Here is a 17079-nt window from a genome sequence, read left to right on the forward strand (position 1 = left end):
TTTAATGATAGCAATCGTTAATGCATTTTGTCAGCTTGCTGTCCCTCGATGATTATTACCTTCATAAATGCATCACCCCTTGGGTAATGCTATGTAATAACTGTTTGTCCTAATGAAGTGATTTTCAACAAGTGTAAAAAAAGGAAAAACTAGTTACTGATCAGTAACTAGTTTTCATCTTAAAGATTTAAATGTTTGGTTTCACCATATTTTCCGGTTTAACCATCTCATCAAATTGTTCTTCCGTTAGCAATTTAAGTTTCACAGCAGCCTCTTTTAACGTTAAGCCTTCTTTATGAGCAAACTTAGCAATTTTCGCAGCTTTTTCATATCCGATATAAGGATTCAATGCTGTGACAAGCATCAAAGATCCGGAAAGATTTTCTTTAATGGTTTTCGTATTAGGTTCAATACCAACCGCACAATGATCATGGAAAGATTTTATTCCATCACTCAGTAACTGCACGGATTGAAGGAAGTTATAGATAATAACCGGTTTAAATACATTTAGTTCAAAGTTGCCCTGACTTGAAGCAAAACCAATAGTTGCATCATTCCCCATAATTTGAGCCGCAATCATGGTTAGGGCTTCACATTGAGTAGGGTTGACTTTACCGGGCATAATGGAGCTGCCAGGTTCATTTTCCGGGATTGAAATTTCCCCGATACCACAGCGAGGACCGCTTGCAAGCCATCTAACATCGTTCGCAATTTTCATTAAGTCAGCAGCTAATGCCTTCATAGCACCATGTACATACGTTATTTCATCATGACTAGTTAAGGCATGGAACTTATTCGGTGAACTTTTAAACTGTTGGCCTGTAAAATTCGAGATTTCCTCTGAGACAACTTCTCCAAACTGTGGATGTGCATTAATGCCTGTCCCTACTGCCGTACCCCCGATAGCAAGTTCACGCATTTTTTCAGTTGCTTCCAATATCATTTCTTTCGAACGATCAACCATATACACCCAACCGCTAATTTCTTGTCCAAGGGTTAAAGGTGTAGCATCTTGAAGATGTGTACGACCTATTTTTACAATGTCATTGAATTTTTTTGCTTTTTCATCTAATGTGTTCCGAAGTTGATCAAGTGCAGGAACTAATTGTTCATAGATGGCTAATACACCTGCAACATGCATCGCTGTTGGGAAAGTGTCATTCGAACTTTGACTGCGATTGACATCATCATTTGGATGTATGGTTTGTATAGAGCCTTTTTCTTTTAATAAAGCTGTTGCAAGGTTCGCTATAACTTCATTAACATTCATATTGCTTTGTGTACCGCTTCCCGTCTGCCAAACAACGAGTGGAAAATTGTCATCATATTTGCCTTCAAGAATTTCATCACAAACTGCTGTAATAACCTCTGTTTTTTCGTTATCCAAATTACCTAGACGATTATTAGCAATAGCTGTACTGCGCTTCAATATAGCAAAAGCTTTAACAATACGGATAGGCATTTTTTCAGAACCTATCTTGAAGTTCTCTTTACTACGTTGTGTTTGCGCTCCCCAAAACTTATCAGCAGGCACCTTTATTTCTCCAAAAGTATCTTTTTCAATTCGATAGTTCATTAAAATAGTCCTCCTTCTGAACACATAATTAGTTTAAAATTCATATAAAAATTCATATATTTTTTCGATAAATTTATCATAACACTAATAAATTATGATGTATAATGCATAATAAATATGATTTTAATTCATTTATGTAATGATTTATAAAAAAGGTGGATTTCTAATGGAATGGGAACAATTAGAATACTTTCAAACACTTGCTCGTATACAGCATGTAACTAAAGCTGCTGAAACATTATCAATAACACAGCCAGCACTTTCTCGGTCTATTGTTAGATTAGAAAATTACTTAGGGGTTCCGCTTTTTGATAGACAAGGCCGGTCCATTACATTAAATAAATATGGGGAAAGATTCCTCAAGAGGGTCGATTCCATCATTAAAGAATTTACTGAAGGAAAGGAAGAAATTCAATCCCTTTTACAACCAGATCAAGGTGAAGTGTCTTTAGGCTTTTTACACACTCTGGGTACAACGATCGTTCCAAATTTAATTGGAGCATTTAAAGATCAATACCCAAATGTTCATTTCCAATTAAACCAGTCTCACTCTAATCAGCTTTTAGATAAACTAAAATCAGGTGAACTAGATCTCTGCCTGCTTGCTTCTTTTCCAGTCGAATCAAATATAATGTGGAAGCCCTTATGGAAGGAGGAGCTCTTTTTATTTTTGCCCAAAAAACATGTGTTAGCTACTCGTAAGGATATTACCTTAAACGAAATTGCTAATGAGCCTTTTGTTTTAATGAAAGAAGGTTTTGCTCTTCGAGTAACAATAGATCATATATTTGAACAGGTTAATATTACCCCAAACATTGTATTTGAAGGCGAAGAAGCTACTACAATCGCAGGTTTTGTTGCAGCGGGTCTTGGCGTTTCAATTCTTCCTGATTTTAAAGGCTTAGACCAAACAAATATCGCAAAGGTCCGTATTAGTTGGCCAAGGTTTGAGCGTGTAGTCGGTATTTCTTGGATTGAAGGGAAGTATCTATCACCTGTCACTGAAAACTTCAAGCAATATATCATCAATCAGTTTCCTCAAATAGATTCGATATAGTATTAAGTTACTGTCGTTGAGTTCAAGTCATGGCACTCCTAGATGGATTTAATAGCTCTAAAGCAAAAACAAAGAAGATACCAATATGGCTTTGGTATCTCTTTATTAGTTCGAGGCCCTCAATAAAGTGGAAGTATATTGTCAGTTACAGAAGCTTTCAAGCATCTGAAGTTATCCAATACACTCATTGCATCATTTTATATCTATTTTGGGCACAAAATGGGCACAGTTTTTTTCCTTCCAAGTAAAAAAGAAAGGTTCTTTCCTTCCTTTAGTCCCTAACTTCATCTCCAACTATTATGAAACCAACATTTGAATCTGTCTGTATCTACAAAGTGAGTAAATATTAAAATGCTTTACCATTACTGTCAAATGGAATTAGACTAATCATCATCAATGATAGCTGAGTCATTGAGGATAACTTGCTTATGAGTCCTTTACTTGCGTCCTCCCTTAAGCGGTTAAAAGCTGGACGTTCAAACAACTCACCAGAATACCCTTCATCAGCATACTTCAGCACATCTTAGTCCCTGCTTTCTTTATACAGGCTTCGATCTGGCTGTCAATGCTCGATCCCTTGATCGCTTGTTCCTCGGTCGATACCCTTACATATATTGCTATCACCCTGGATCTCCTTCCTATAACGTTTTATTAAATAATGATAGTAAGCGTTAATGCATTTGTCAGCTTGCGGTCACTCGATGATTATCAACTTCATAAAATGCATCATCCCTTGGGTAATGCTATGTAACAACTGTTTGTTCTAATAATGAGGTGATTTTCAATGAGTATATAAAAGCAGTAAAAAAAACCGATAGTATTAAACCACCGGTTTTTACTACACTCATTAGGCCTTCAACATTATAAAACCATCTTGCACGTTATGAATGTTTATTTTTATTATACTCTTTACTTTCATTTTCTATAATTTTTAATTTCTTCCTTATGATAGCTTGTTTTTATGAATTGTATATTTCTCTGTTTAGATTCACAACATCCTCGTGTGAAAATTTAACATCCTTTTTCTCTGCAAATATTTCCATCACTTTGTCGCGTAGTAACGGTGCTTTTTCTTTATTCGCCTTTTTCAACGCTTTCGTAAGTTCATCTTTTGTTAGCTCTGTGCAGTAAGCAGGAGTTCCTGGTTGCTGTCTCCAAGAATCACTTAAAGAACCACTGTCTATTGCATCGAAGCCTAACTCGGATACTACGTCTATGACTACTTGTTTTTGTGATGTGTCATCACCAGAAACTGCTATCGCGATTCGTTCACTAGAATCTACGGTTGTTCCTTCATTTTCTAAAGTATAGGCTAATAAATTGTTGAATGCTTTAATGACAGGTCTGCCTAATTGATTTGATACCCAAACACTTTCAACCATCCCGTTCTCGATTTCTTCAATTTTGTCGTCTCTAAAAGGATAATAATTTGAAGTATCTACAATGATTACATCCTCTCCGACTTGATCGATCATATTTCGAATGCTTGACATTGCTTTTGTAGGAAGAGATATGATCAGAACATCAATGTTTTTAATTGCATCCTCTACGCGCACAGGGGTTCCAGCAAGCTTTTTTCCTTCTAAATATTCAATTGCCCTTGCATCTGCAATTTTGACATCATGCCCATTCTCAACTAATTTTTTAGAAATAATTGACCCAATTGTTCCTGCACCTATAATTCCGAATTTCACTATTTTCCCTCCTAAAAGAATTTGTATATAAAAGAATATTTCTGCTTAAAGTTACACCATTATATGTTCACCAAATCGTAAACATATATTAAGAAAAGCGTAATGAGTATTGAGTATTTCTTTTACATATACTAGAATAAAACCGTTTCTCATCTATTTAAAGTAGGTAATTTAAATTGCCGTAGTACATTTTTCTGTACTTAACAGCAGAAAGCAGGTGAAAAGGTGTCTAAAATATGTAAGGATGGATTTGACAAAGAGTATATAAAGGAACAAAGAGAAGTATATGGAATTGCATATGCTCAAAATATGCTTTCGGGACGCTGGAAATATATTATTCTCTGGTTTTTAAAAACAAAAAAACGTCGTTATAGCGAAATTAAAGCTTTTTTATGGGACATTTCACAAGGTTCTCTTACAAAGCAGCTGAGAGAATTAGAAACAGATGGATTAATTAAGAGAGAGGTGTTTCCTGAGGTTCCTCCTCGTGTAGAGTATTCACTAACCTCAAAAGGGAAAGAATTCATTCCTATAATTGATTTGATGGAAGAGTTCGGAAAGAAGTTTGGGGAGCAGATAGAGTAATTTTACGATAAGAGTTTATGAAGAAATGTATTAAAGTATCGGGGCAAGAGTTAAAAGATCAGAAGCTGTCGAATGTGACAGCTTTTTTTTACTAACTAAGCAGGTTGACACAAGCTTCCTTTTTCGGGACATTTGCCGGATCTTTTGTTTATTCCATTTAAATTCTTTTTCAAATTCGTTTTAACAAAATCTAGCCACCTTTTTATCTAGTTTTTGGTACTAAGTACAAAAAAATGCACTACGGCAATTTAAATTGCCCTCTTCATAAATTAGAGTGCTGATTTTATCATATTGTATACAAGTTACACTTTTTTCAAAAGTAACTCTAGCCCAACTTAATCAGCTTGAATCTAATATGTAAGAAAGGAAGAGTGTCAATATGAACAATACAATTGAATTACTTTGTAATCATACTTCCATTCGGTCTTTTACAGATCAACCTCTCACAAAGGAGCAACGAGAAGCAATCTTTAAGGCAGCTAATCAGACTTCATCTTTCAGCCTTCTTCAGGCCGTTTCTATCATTAGAATTACAGATCCAGATCTTCGAAAACAAGTAATGGAGCTTTCTGCGAACCAGCCTTATATTGAAGAGGCAGCAGAGTTTTGGATTTTTTGTGCAGATTTTAACCGAAATCATCAAATCGCTCCCGATGTAGATCTTGAGTATATTGAATACCTTTTAATAGGTACATTTGATGCTGGGCTAATGGCTCAAAATGCTTTGACTGCAGCCGAATCAATGGGACTCGGCGGCGTATATATCGGTGGAATTAGACTACATATTACAGACTTAACTGAGATATTACATTTACCAAAACATGTGGTTCCTTTAGTAGGGCTATGCATAGGCCACCCTGCTGAAGAGAAACCTGGATTAAAACCACGTTTGCCTCAATCGATGGTCATGTTTGATAATCAGTATCAATCGCTAGATGATGAAAAATTAGCAACCTATGATCAACAGATGCGTGAGTATTACCAGAATCGTCCTGTTAAAGCGCCTTTCACAGTGAAAAAAGTAAAGGGATGGAAAGATCATATTGAGGACCATCTCGAAAGAAGCAAACTCCCCTTCATGCTTGAGTATTTAAATAAACAGGGATTTGCTAAAAAATAAATTTTCCCAAGAGAAATTTTCGGTATTCTATCCAAATAAAAGAGGAAGAGTTTTGACGCTCTTCCTCTTTATGCTTAAAAATTTTTTATTGATATTTAACCCTTTCAACATAGCCCTCCCTTTTTAACAATCCATTTCATTTGGGATACACCCCCATCATTGAACGTATTTCCTATGAAAAATGATTTTGAACCTCATAGGAACCCTTACATGACAGGGTTTTTGTTATTTTTTCATCAAGACCTAAATCAAAAAAAGCCATAAAAAATAAGGAGTGATACATATTATACATGACTAATATGTATCACTCCTTTAGTTCTTGTTCATTAATCGCGCCCGATTGTGGAAGATCGTTATTGAGTTAAAGCCCCCGATAGTTAGATAAGAAAAAGCAAAGGAACTTGCTATTTCTCAAATACATCACCCAAATTTTCAATGTTAGTTTGTTTTTCATACATACTAATAATAAAAGTAAAACCTTATTAAGACTTTACAAGACAAACTGAATTGACTATAGTCTAATTAGACTAAAATATTGATGTAAAGAAGTGAAAAATGAGATGATAAAGTCTTTTTTAATGTTGGGGCAGTCGAATATGGCGGGCCGTGGATTTTTGAATGAAGTAGACCCTATCTATAATGAAAAAATAAAAATGCTGCGCAATGGACAGTGGCAGATGATGACAGAGCCGATTAATTATGACCGTCCGGTTTCCGGCGTTGGCCTAGCGGCATCTTTTGCAGATGCATGGTCGAAAGCTCATCCCGATGAAGAAATTGGCTTGATCCCTTGTGCGGAAGGTGGCAGTTCATTGAATGACTGGCATCCGGAAGGCATCCTTTTTCAGCATGCTTTGTCCGAAGCCCGCTTCGCCCTCCGGTCCAGTCAAATTTGCGGAATCCTTTGGCACCAGGGTGAGAGTGACAGTTATCAGTCGCTACATGAAACTTATTACGAGAAATTAACTCTTATCATCGAAACGCTAAGAAACGAGTTGAAACTTGATGAGGTACCGTTGATTATTGGAGGGCTTGGTGACTTTCTTGGGAAGACCGGTTTTGGACAGCACGCGACCGAATTTCGACAGGTTAATGAACAATTGCTGCGTTTTGCTAATGAACAACAGAATTGTTATTTTGTTACTGCATCAGGTTTGACTGCGAATCCTGATGGCATTCATTTAGACGCAGCTTCACAACGCAAATTCGGTTACCGCTATTTCGAGGCTTTTTCGAAAAAGTACCATATCCTGAAACCCATTTCGGGAGAGGAGCAATCACTGAAAGTGAATGGTGACTATTCTAAAACAGAACAGATTTACCTTCATAGTATGGATTTGGCTTCGGGTAAAATCACGTACGCGGAATTTGAAGCGCGGATGGCGAAGGTGATGAAACCATAATTCCCTTACTTATCCTTGGCTTGCTAATCCAAAATCCCGGAGCTCACGGCTATGAACTTCTGGCCTTAATGGAAAAACGCCATTACAAATACATTGTTAACTTCACGAAAGGTTCATTTTATTACAATCTGCAGCAACTTGAAGAAAAGTGTTTTATTGAACAGATTCAGCAGAAACCCTCAACCAGCGGGCGTGAAATCCGTAACTTTAAAGTCACAGAATCGGGAAGGGCAGAATTCGAGAAATTAATGATCAAACACGGCACCAAATCGGAATATGTGAACCTGCAATTTTATGGGGCGTTACTCTTTGCCGATGAATTTGACAAAAATAAATTACTGGGTCTGATCCAATCACAAATCGACCAGACTAAAACTCGAATCGAGCTCCTTGATGAATACCTGTCCATCACTCAAGAAATTCCCGGCGCAATCAATTACTTTCGCCGTATGAACGAAAATTCCCGTTCACATCACTTGGTTAATTTAGAGTGGTTCGAAAAATTGAAAGCAGAAATAGAGTGAACTATTGCATAATAAAAAAATGCAATGTTAAATTTAGTTACCTAAATATAAAACCTGTGTCGTAGATATCTAGTAACATCATTGATACAGGTTTTATACTCCTTCTTTAATTAAGCCAGCTAATAGAGTTGTCAACACTTGCCCCCCAACAAGAGCAAATGAATCTGCTGCGTGTCCTTCTTTTTCAATCCTTCGTATGAATAACCACTATTTACACCGTTGTCTTTCTCATTTATATTTTCATTTATGTTGCTTTTATATTCTAATATATGAAAATGAAGTTGCTGATTACATAAGGAGCGTTTATTGTGAAGAGAACCATTGAGTTTTTTTAAAGTTTGATAGGGAGCCTATTGGGTGTTGTAGCATCTATTCTAGCTTTAGGTATCGCCTACCTTGATTTATTTTTTCATTTGATCAGATACTTTGAAATGACAAGCGACCTCCTTGTAGGGGCATGGGGATCTTTGATCTTTTCATGCGTTGGATTTACCGCTTCAATTGTTGTCTTATTCAAACCAAGGTTGAGCAGTGTTTTACTTTTTATCTCAGGGATTGGAGGACTTATCTGTATTGATTGGTTCTACTTAATACCAGCAGTACTTATGATCATTCCTGGAATCATGGTATCTGTAAGGAAAGGAAAAATGAAGACTGAAACAATTTAGAGAAGAGTATTATGATAGACTCTTCTTTTTTCATTAGTTTAATTTCTTCTTTGTACACAAGAAAACCTCCCGCTAAGGAGGCGGGTTTATGCATTCATTTTAATGAGTTATAAATACTTTCCGTATACTTTGTGATGACTTTGTCATAATATGGATACTTATATCTAAGACTTTCTGATACAACTTTTGAATATTTCCTAAATAATTCATAGCAAGTAAATAACGACTTACACATTTCTTGATACCCATTCATAGAATATGTAGACATTAGCTCTTCCCATTCTTTATTTGAAAGGTAACGTTTAATAAATTTATAGTTCTTGCCCATACTGAATGAATACCCTTGCTGGGATGCAATATGCCACGCCATCATTCTCAATAAATTAGGACGTACATTCTCATTTAAATGGTCGATTGCAAAAAGTATTTCTTTTCTTGCTAATCCTTTTACTACGTATGTCGAAACCATCCAGAACTCATTACAGCAATCATCAAATTCCCTTGCAGAAGGCTCTTTAATCCAATATTGACGATCATTTGGGATTACTTTATTATTGATGAAATTATCCTTATCAAGCAAGACCTCAACCAAACCATCGTTCTTAGCAAAATAATCTTCTACTTCACTGATTGGAATAAGGGTTAGATCTAATTTGTTACCATCCTCAAAAAGAATGATGTATGAAAACCAGTTACCTAATTCAGGAGGAAAAAGCTCCATATCTTCGGGTTTTTGCATCATAATGCGAGTACCAAAGAATTCAAGCCACCGATCATTATCTTTAAAAGATTCCATATCAGTTACAAAATAAGAAATGTCATAGTCTCGGAAGTTGTCGGGGAGAATATTTCTGTTTGTACGTGATCCTTCCAAAGTAACCAATCGGATTCTTTCATCATTCAAAGCAAAGTCTAAAAAAATGTCCATCATTACCTGTTCACTTCGCATTGCATGTATTCCTCCGTTTCAACTTTTTCTTTTTGCAGCCTAAATACCTCTAACTCTAAACGAATATGGCTCTAATTATGAAACAAACACTTTTCATTATCGATTATTGTCATTAATTACTTAGCAGCTCTTCAAGAAACACCACCCTTATCTTAGATGCATTTTCCCGTGAAAAAAGTCTTAGTTTTCCCTATAATATTTCACGAATCCAATTTTTATATTGTCGTCTTTAAGGAGGTTTTTCATCTTGAGGTATACAAACAGTCATTTAGAGGATTGGATTGAAAACTTATACAGGAAGATTGATATTAAAGAACCAGAACAAATTAATTTTGAACGGATTGCCAAGGCTTTAGATATCAGGCTTTCGTTTAAACCTGTAACAAGCTTCGCACTTAAACACAGCGGAATTTATAATATATGCTTGGACAGCCGAAAAAGCCGAACTGAACAATGGTATGATTTCGCTCATGAATTTTGCCATATATATAGACATGAAGGTGATAAAAAAACAATGCCTGTAACTTTTTTCAAATTCACAAAACCAAAAAAGAAAGTCTACTCTATTATTATTTTAAACTCATCCTCTAATTCCTCTTGAGCCTCTTGTAAAACTTCTAATGCATCATCAGCGTATGAACCTAAAAACTTTTTACTACACTCAAAATTTCTCCAGATTAAAGTTAACGGCAACTCTATCCACCCTGTAAGGCAATCCCATAAAGCGTCTAAATTTCCCCCATAGTAGTCTGGGAAGTCTAATTTATCTTTTAATGCATTATGTAACCCTTCTTTATTTTGAAAATCTTTTCCATATACAACTATTTTTTTCATTAAAAACTATGTCCTCCATTATTTAACTTAACAAACGTTTTATAATAAATCTGTTGTTTTATACCCTCATTCGAATAAAGTAATCTGTCATTCCCTCTGTAACCTGTGATATAGTTTATATCATCTTCGCACCACACTCTATTTTTAGCTTCAGAAAGATTTTTCTCTGTTTTTGTATATATCTCCCCCGATACTTTTACCCGGTGCTACTTACCTTTTATGCTTTCCCATCCTACTTGCTTCTTCTTTATTTATGTAATTATCCGGCACCGGCCATTGATCGCCATCTCATCCATACTGAGCAACACTCCAATTTCACATTAGAGTTGCTGAACCAAAGAGTACTCTCTGCAACTGTTGAACCTCTTTCACCATCCAGTGATAGCTGTTGATTAGATTTTCCGTTATCCTTTAAGAACTAATACATATTAGCAGGGAGCTAGCCATGATTCAAAAATACACAACTGAAGTTTCTTTAGACTTTTTTAATGGTGATGAAACAGATTTAAAGGATACAATTGAGGAGATTAAACTTTTTGCAAAGACATATGAGAACGATAAAGTAACCGTCCTAAGTGTTACTGAAAACGAATCTTCAAAGGGAAAAAACTATAAAGTTCTTTTACAGCACGAAAGAGATACAGATAATCTAGGACGTAAATATGAATATGATGAAGAAAAACTATTCGGTTTCTTTGAAGATGAAGAATAGTTATTACCCCGTTAGCGCATACAAAGAACCCACATTTTAGTGGGTTTTTTCAATTATTCATTTACATACCCTTAAAATCTATCTCATGATTAAACCTGCGCAAGGCTGTCCTTATTTAAATCACTGTTCTGCCATGCTCAGAAGCTTCTAAGACATGCGTAGTAACCCGTTTGAAGATGTATTACAGGAAGCGACCCAACATTTATTTAATCAATCAGTGATGGGAAACTATGCTCCCCCTTTTGTAATTAATAAAGAAATCCTCATCATGCATTTACGCGAAATGAAAAAACAAAAAAGACGTGTCCCTTCATGATCCGATCGGGCAGGATATTGATTACGAAGATAAAAATGAATAGCTGCATTCGAAAAAGCTATGTATCACTCAGAAACTCATGTTAAATAAGTGGATAGCCCTTCTCATAAAGGAGATAGGCTCTTTTTACTTCAATATTGTTTTCGATTTCGCGTTTTTGGACCGTAAATTCTATCCCAGGTAATCCGTTGTATGAGTAACATCTAACTTCAAAATACATCACAAACATTGATTTAAGATACCGTTCCTTTTGCAACATATGAGAATAGGGATGATTAAACCACTCAGTAAAAATCTCTTTCTGTAGAATTTCTACACCTTTCCTTTAAAATGCTTTATTTCTATAAATACGAATCGACAGAAGCCAAGAACAAACATATAGAATAATAACCGAAAATAGAATTAATAAATAAACATTAAGATTTTGTAATGATAATAATATTCGAACATTTTCTCTGATTATATCGTTCACATTTCGGAACAAGGTATTAATCAACACCATATAAATACCGAATAAAACAAGTGAGCCTTTGAACAAATATCGGCTGTTAAACTGATAACTAAATGGAAAGATAAATGAAGCAGATACCATCACAAGGCATACTATATACATAAGATCGATCCATATTGTTAGTTCTCTATGAATGATCAAATTTCCAATAACAATTGTAAGCACTACAATAAAAGTAAAAATAAGTACTCCAATGTACTTTGAACTAACGATTTCCCTGCGTGTATATGGCAGTGAATTCAGCAGGATATTTATTCGGGCTTTTTCATCCATTGAAAACGCGTTCATTATTATGACAATACTAAATACAAAACCTGACCAGATATATGATATATTTAACGTTAAATAAACAAATAAAGCAGGCAATAATATCATAAGAGATTTCTTTTGTAAAATGATATCTTTTCTTATTAAGTGAAACACCCTATTTAGCCCCTTTCTTTGTATAGAACATCAGCTCTTCAATCGTTGGTTTTTCGATCAAAACTAAGTCACCAAACACATCTTCTATACGTGCTTTATTGGCTGTTAATGCCTCAAAACCAGCATTAGATTTCCGGATGGAAATAAACTCCTGTTCTGTATCTCGATCTAATAACTCCGCGCCTCCTTTTACAATGGCATACTCTTCTTGAATTTGATACGATTTCTTTGTGAAAATATGCTCACCATTATGAATAAAAGTAATATAATCTGCAATACGGTCTAAATCTGTTGTAATATGAGTAGAAAAGAAGATCGTTTTCTTTCCATCTTGCATTATATTATGTAGTATATCTAGAAACTCCCTGCGAAATATTGGATCTAATCCCGATGTGGGTTCATCCATAATAATTAACTCTGCATGGTGTGATAAGGCTATTGATAAAGAAGCTTTCATCATCATTCCTTTAGAAAATGATTTGATTTTTTTATTTAACGGCAGTTCAAATTTTTCAACATAGAAATTAAATAGGCGATCATCCCATTTCATATAGCAGGGCCTTATAATCTCCTTCATTTCTGCTAATGTTAAATGTGCGTAGAAAATATTTTCATCAAATACAAAACCAATCCGTTGCTTTATTTCTTTTTCATGTGCTTTATGATCTAACCCAAATATTGAAATCGATCCGCTATCTGGTTGCAATAAGTTCATCATAAGTTTAATCGTTGTAGATTTTCCAACACCATTACCACCGATAAAACCCGTTATAAATCCTTTTTTAACTGTCATTGAAATATCTTTTAGCTGAAAATCACCAAATGATTTATAAACATGTTTGAATTCAATAACATTTTCCACTATTCTTCCTCCCTATATAACAGTGTAAGTATGTCCTTTAATTCTGTAAGTGAGATGCCCATTTCTTTACTGTTTTGAATTGCCGTCAACAATTGCTCTTCAATTACCTTCATTTTTCTTTCTTTCATCATCTCACTGTCCTGCTCCGATACAAAAGAACCTTTCCCAACAACCGAATATATGAATCCGTTCTTCTCAAGTTCCTCATAGGCACGTTTCGTTGTAATAACACTTATATCCAAATCCTTCGCTAACTGTCGCATTGAAGGTAAGGATTGCCCTGCATGTAATTCATTGGTCAAAATATGTTTTTTAATTTGAGCATAAATTTGCACATAAATAGGTTCTTTTGAATGATTTGAAATGATAATTTGCATATAAAACCCCACTATCATATTGTATATATACTTTATATACAATATATCCAAATTAATATCAGAATACAACTCTTTTTTAATCCAATCCTTCGAGTTTATCGTTTGGTTAAGTATAGGGCTATAATGCTTCATTCACTTGTAAGGTGCATGAAGCATTGCCAAGACAACAGAGGGATAGTTGAGAAGGTTTATTTCTTCACTCAATTTATATTTAAATTGCTAATTATGTATAGAAAGTTAATTATGTTTACACTCCAAATCAGAAAGAAACACAAATTACATAAGAATGAGGATAAAATTTTTAATAATGTACACATTCATTTATAGAGATAATAGAAGTTCGGTAATGTAGTGCTCATGATCAAAAGTTTCCTTTACGGAGTGTAACAGTCGGGAAATACAAACGAAAATAAGCACCTCCTGCTCAGAACATAATATCCAAGCAGAGGTGCATATAAAAATGAGCAGGTATATAATGGTGTGTTGACGTATTTTCTCCTGATTATTTCAAGAGAGACTCAATTTCCGATTTCGTTTTCGTTCCATAAATCCGTCTATATTGGTATTGTTGCCCTTTCAATGCTCTCAATTTCAACTTAGACTAAAAAATCATTTTAAAATTCATTTCAACTAGCATCCCTTTCGAAGTAACTCGCCCCCGCATATCATGTACTATCCTCTTTTAAAGGAGGTGGACATATGGGATACTCAAATGGTTGTGGTAGCTCCTTCGCATTAATCGTGGTGCTATTCATCTTACTAATCATTGTTGGAGCAGCTTTCTTCGGAGGCTATCCAGAAGGCGTTCCTATTTAACCCTATATGCAGGAGTACCTCCCTGTTCTGTTTGACGCCATAAGAAACTTTTATGGCGTTTTAATTTGTTTTTTAGACAAAAAATTCATTTTTTCTTATTTAGACGTAAATCTATGTCGAAAACGATCGTTTGGCATATCTTATACTACCCTCACTAAAGGAGGTGGCAATATGTCTAATGGTTACGGTAGTTCCTTCGCGTTAATCGTGGTGCTATTCATCTTGTTAATCATTGTCGGAGCAGCTTTCTTTAGATATTAAGTTAAATCTAGACTAACTCCTCCGTAGCAGCACCTCCCTGTTCGGCTAAACGCCATAAGAAACCTTTATGGCGTTTTGTAATGTGATTACTCATTATCCTGACAAAGTTTCTGTACCAGGGAAATATAAATTACAAATCTTCATCTTTCTGAAACTCTATGAGCTTTTTTAAAACGTCCACAGTTTTACCTTACATCATTCATATTGATCCAGAGCCATTTTATACGCTCAGCTGAAGTTATATAGTGTAGCAATATAAAACAAAAAAAGTTACAAAGATCAATAATTCAATAAATAATCTTGTTCACGGCTATTACAGTTAGACCGCTTCGACTAGGATCATTGCCTGCAAATATGGACCAGATAATAAATCACTACAATTGGTAAAGCTAAAGTTAAAGCATATTCTAAGCACACACACCCTATGAAAATGACTGCAGCACTTCAAGTGAAAATCTTAGAAGTAGATTAATTTGACTCAGTTTTTCCAACTCCTCAGTTTTCGGAGAGATCTTCTCCACCATTAAAAGATAGTAAAATATGACAACTTTTCCCGTTCTGGTTATGATAAGTCGGTTGCATCTTAATTATTCGAAGGATTACTTGTTACCCTTTTCGAAATCAATTACTTGTTTTTGTTGCGAATACCGCCCACTGCCGTTGGCAGAACATCGGGTTCCAAAACAATACCTATATTCTTACATTGACAAGGGTATGCTGCCTCCTTAAAATGAAAATGATTATCAACATCAATTAGGGGGAAATACAGATGCTTAGTGGGAAGATTCGTTTGAAAATTAAATTTACTTTCGTATCGATACTCATCTTTTCTATTTTATTAGCAGGATGTACAAATGCAGGACAAACAGAGAAGAAAGATCCTCACAGTATGGTCACAATTGCTTGGCCTAGAGATATAGGAGAAATAAACCCACATGTCTATAATCCTTCCCAATTGTTTACGCAGTCAATGGTGTACGAGCCTTTGGTCTCTTATGAAGCGGGCGGAAAGCTTAAACCGCATTTGGCTGAGTCTTGGGATATATCTCATGACGGCAAAGTGTATACGTTTCATTTGCGTAAGAATGTAACATTTTCTGACGGGACAACATTTAATGCAAAAATCGTGAAAAAGAATTTTGACTCCATTTTAAAACATCCTGAGTTACATAGCTGGTTAGGATTTATTACAAAAATAGCTCAAACAAAAGTGATCGATAATCATACATTTCAATTGACACTGACTGAATCATATTATCCAACCATTCAGGAGCTTGCAGTTGTACGGCCTGTTCGGATTTTAGGAGAGGCTGGGTTCCCTAAGGATGGCGATACATCAAAAGGTGTAGCAAAACCGGTCGGGACGGGTCCATGGGTATTGGAAGAGCATAAAACCGATGAATATGCGATTTTTAAACGCAATGAAAATTATTGGGGTGAAAAGCCTAAAGTCGAGAAAATCAAGGTGAAAGTCATCCCAGACGCAGAAACAAGAGTACTTGCATTTGAAAAAGGTGAACTGGACTTAATTTACGGTGAAGGCGTCATCAGTTTGGATGCATATAAGCAGCTGCAATCGACAGGTCAATATGAAACAAGCCTTTCCGAACCGGTGGCGACGAGACAGCTTGTCATGAATACAAAAAAAGAACAGCTTTCTGATGAACGTGTTCGCCAAGCCCTGCACTATGGCTTTAATAAAGACGCCATGGTGGAAGGCATTACCTCCGGATTAGAAGAAAAAGCAGATCATATTTTGCCGACAACCTTCCCATACACGTCTGATATTGATGTAAAGCCAGTGAAATATGATGCGGAAAAAGCGGGAGCGTTATTAGATGCAGCAGGTTGGAAGCTTCCGAATGGCAAGACGGTGCGTGAGAAAGACGGAAAGCCTCTTGAATTTAGTTTAATGTATGATTCAGCGGAATCCATTCAAAAAGCAATGGCAGAAACGCTGCAAGCAGAGTGGGCAGCGATTGGGGTGAAGTTGAATCTTGAAGGAGTAGAATTGGCGACTCAGGTTAAACGGTTCAAAGCGAATGAATTTGATATGAACTTCTTTAGCAACTATGGCGCACCTTATGATCCGCATACATTTGTAAACATTGTCGCGTCAAAAGGATTTGGATTTAATGAAGCGATTTCGGCATATCCAAACAAGGATGAGCTATTGAAGCAGATGGCAAAAGTTCCCAAAACAACTGATAAAAAAGAGCGTCAACTTCTTTACTCATCTATTTTAACATCCCTTCAAGATCAGGGAGCTATCGTTCCTATCTCTTATATAAAAAAGACAGCGATCTACCAAAAGAATATTACAGACTTTACTTTCCCTGCCAACCGTGATGAACATCCATTTACAGGTATTCGCATTAAGCAGTAGGAGGC

16 protein-coding genes and 3 pseudogenes are annotated in these 17079 nt (G+C 35.6%); 10 read left to right on the forward strand and 9 right to left on the reverse strand.

The window, feature by feature from the left end; translation table 11 throughout:
• Positions 1-187: 187 nt before the first annotated feature.
• Positions 188-1576 (reverse strand): class II fumarate hydratase, encoded by a 1389-nt coding sequence (fumC, locus tag NYE43_RS13190; protein ID WP_185848789.1) that lies wholly within the window; start codon positions 1574-1576, stop codon positions 188-190.
• 166 nt (positions 1577-1742) lie between these two features.
• Here fumC and NYE43_RS13195 point away from each other — a divergent pair, with 166 nt between their 5' ends.
• The gene (locus tag NYE43_RS13195) at positions 1743-2633 is read left to right on the forward strand and encodes a LysR family transcriptional regulator (RefSeq protein WP_185848788.1); all 891 of its coding nucleotides are present in this window, start codon (positions 1743-1745) and stop codon (positions 2631-2633) included.
• A gap of 418 nt (positions 2634-3051) precedes the next feature.
• Here the strand turns inward: NYE43_RS13195 and NYE43_RS13200 are convergent.
• The 3 genes and pseudogenes from NYE43_RS13200 to NYE43_RS13210 form a co-directional block, all read right to left on the reverse strand.
• Positions 3052-3215 (reverse strand): annotated as a pseudogene (locus NYE43_RS13200) (recombinase family protein); the annotation flags it as partial.
• Positions 3173-3309, reverse strand: a pseudogene (locus NYE43_RS13205) (hypothetical protein). The pseudogenes NYE43_RS13205 and NYE43_RS13200, both read right to left, overlap by 43 nt.
• Positions 3310-3592: 283 nt before the next feature.
• On the reverse strand, positions 3593-4327 hold the full coding sequence (locus NYE43_RS13210; RefSeq protein ID WP_185848787.1) for an NADPH-dependent F420 reductase: 735 nt from the start codon (positions 4325-4327) through the stop codon (positions 3593-3595).
• Between the two features lie 225 nt (positions 4328-4552).
• Here NYE43_RS13210 and NYE43_RS13215 point away from each other — a divergent pair, with 225 nt between their 5' ends.
• From NYE43_RS13215 to NYE43_RS13230, 4 genes are all read left to right on the forward strand, one after another.
• Complete coding sequence (locus NYE43_RS13215; protein WP_024122237.1) at positions 4553-4912, forward strand: winged helix-turn-helix transcriptional regulator; 360 nt, start codon at positions 4553-4555, stop codon at positions 4910-4912.
• 379 nt (positions 4913-5291) lie between these two features.
• Entirely contained in the window at positions 5292-6032 is a 741-nt protein-coding gene (gene nfsA / locus NYE43_RS13220; protein WP_185848786.1) for an oxygen-insensitive NADPH nitroreductase, read from the forward strand.
• Between the two features lie 560 nt (positions 6033-6592).
• Complete coding sequence (locus NYE43_RS13225; RefSeq protein ID WP_185848933.1) at positions 6593-7435, forward strand: sialate O-acetylesterase; 843 nt, start codon at positions 6593-6595, stop codon at positions 7433-7435.
• Positions 7432-7959 (forward strand): PadR family transcriptional regulator, encoded by a 528-nt coding sequence (locus tag NYE43_RS13230; RefSeq protein WP_185848932.1) that lies wholly within the window; start codon positions 7432-7434, stop codon positions 7957-7959. Before NYE43_RS13225 ends, NYE43_RS13230 begins: the two co-directional genes overlap by 4 nt.
• Positions 7960-8721: 762 nt before the next feature.
• Here NYE43_RS13230 and ant(6) read toward each other — a convergent pair.
• Positions 8722-9576, reverse strand: coding sequence for an aminoglycoside 6-adenylyltransferase (ant(6), locus tag NYE43_RS13235; protein ID WP_341062113.1), 855 nt, complete (start codon positions 9574-9576; stop codon positions 8722-8724).
• A gap of 247 nt (positions 9577-9823) precedes the next feature.
• On the opposite strand from ant(6), the pseudogene NYE43_RS13240 reads away from it, so the two are divergent.
• Positions 9824-10105 (forward strand): annotated as a pseudogene (locus NYE43_RS13240) (ImmA/IrrE family metallo-endopeptidase); the annotation flags it as partial.
• Between the two features lie 29 nt (positions 10106-10134).
• Here the strand turns inward: NYE43_RS13240 and NYE43_RS13245 are convergent.
• Positions 10135-10410, reverse strand: coding sequence for a barstar family protein (locus NYE43_RS13245; protein ID WP_106020152.1), 276 nt, complete (start codon positions 10408-10410; stop codon positions 10135-10137).
• A 445-nt stretch (positions 10411-10855) separates the two neighbouring features.
• On the opposite strand from NYE43_RS13245, the gene NYE43_RS13250 reads away from it, so the two are divergent.
• A complete protein-coding gene (locus NYE43_RS13250; RefSeq protein ID WP_185848784.1) occupies positions 10856-11122 on the forward strand; it encodes a hypothetical protein in 267 nt (88 codons plus the stop codon).
• Between the two features lie 641 nt (positions 11123-11763).
• Here the strand turns inward: NYE43_RS13250 and NYE43_RS13255 are convergent.
• Genes NYE43_RS13255 through NYE43_RS13265 form a run of 3 tightly spaced genes read right to left on the reverse strand, consistent with a single transcriptional unit; the run spans position 11764 to position 13611 of the window.
• Complete coding sequence (locus NYE43_RS13255) at positions 11764-12372, reverse strand: ABC-2 transporter permease (protein WP_185848783.1); 609 nt, start codon at positions 12370-12372, stop codon at positions 11764-11766.
• A 1-nt stretch (position 12373) separates the two neighbouring features.
• A complete protein-coding gene (locus NYE43_RS13260) occupies positions 12374-13234 on the reverse strand; it encodes an ABC transporter ATP-binding protein (protein ID WP_185848782.1) in 861 nt (286 codons plus the stop codon).
• On the reverse strand, positions 13234-13611 hold the full coding sequence (locus NYE43_RS13265; protein ID WP_185848781.1) for a GntR family transcriptional regulator: 378 nt from the start codon (positions 13609-13611) through the stop codon (positions 13234-13236). The genes NYE43_RS13260 and NYE43_RS13265 overlap by 1 nt, the downstream gene beginning before the upstream one ends.
• Before the next feature lie 699 nt (positions 13612-14310).
• Between NYE43_RS13265 and NYE43_RS13270 the strand changes: the two genes are divergently transcribed.
• The 3 genes from NYE43_RS13270 (at position 14311) to nikA (ending at position 17074) form a co-directional block, all read left to right on the forward strand.
• Complete coding sequence (locus tag NYE43_RS13270; RefSeq protein ID WP_010335054.1) at positions 14311-14427, forward strand: YjcZ family sporulation protein; 117 nt, start codon at positions 14311-14313, stop codon at positions 14425-14427.
• Positions 14428-14598: 171 nt separating this feature from the next.
• On the forward strand, positions 14599-14688 hold the full coding sequence (locus tag NYE43_RS13275; protein WP_024122253.1) for a YjcZ family sporulation protein: 90 nt from the start codon (positions 14599-14601) through the stop codon (positions 14686-14688).
• A gap of 769 nt (positions 14689-15457) precedes the next feature.
• Positions 15458-17074, forward strand: coding sequence for a nickel ABC transporter substrate-binding protein (gene nikA, locus NYE43_RS13280; protein WP_185848780.1), 1617 nt, complete (start codon positions 15458-15460; stop codon positions 17072-17074).
• Positions 17075-17079 lie beyond the last annotated feature (5 nt).

The organism is Bacillus sp. FSL R5-0434 (assembly GCF_038004745.1).
GTDB lineage: Bacteria > Bacillota > Bacilli > Bacillales > Bacillaceae > Bacillus > Bacillus halotolerans.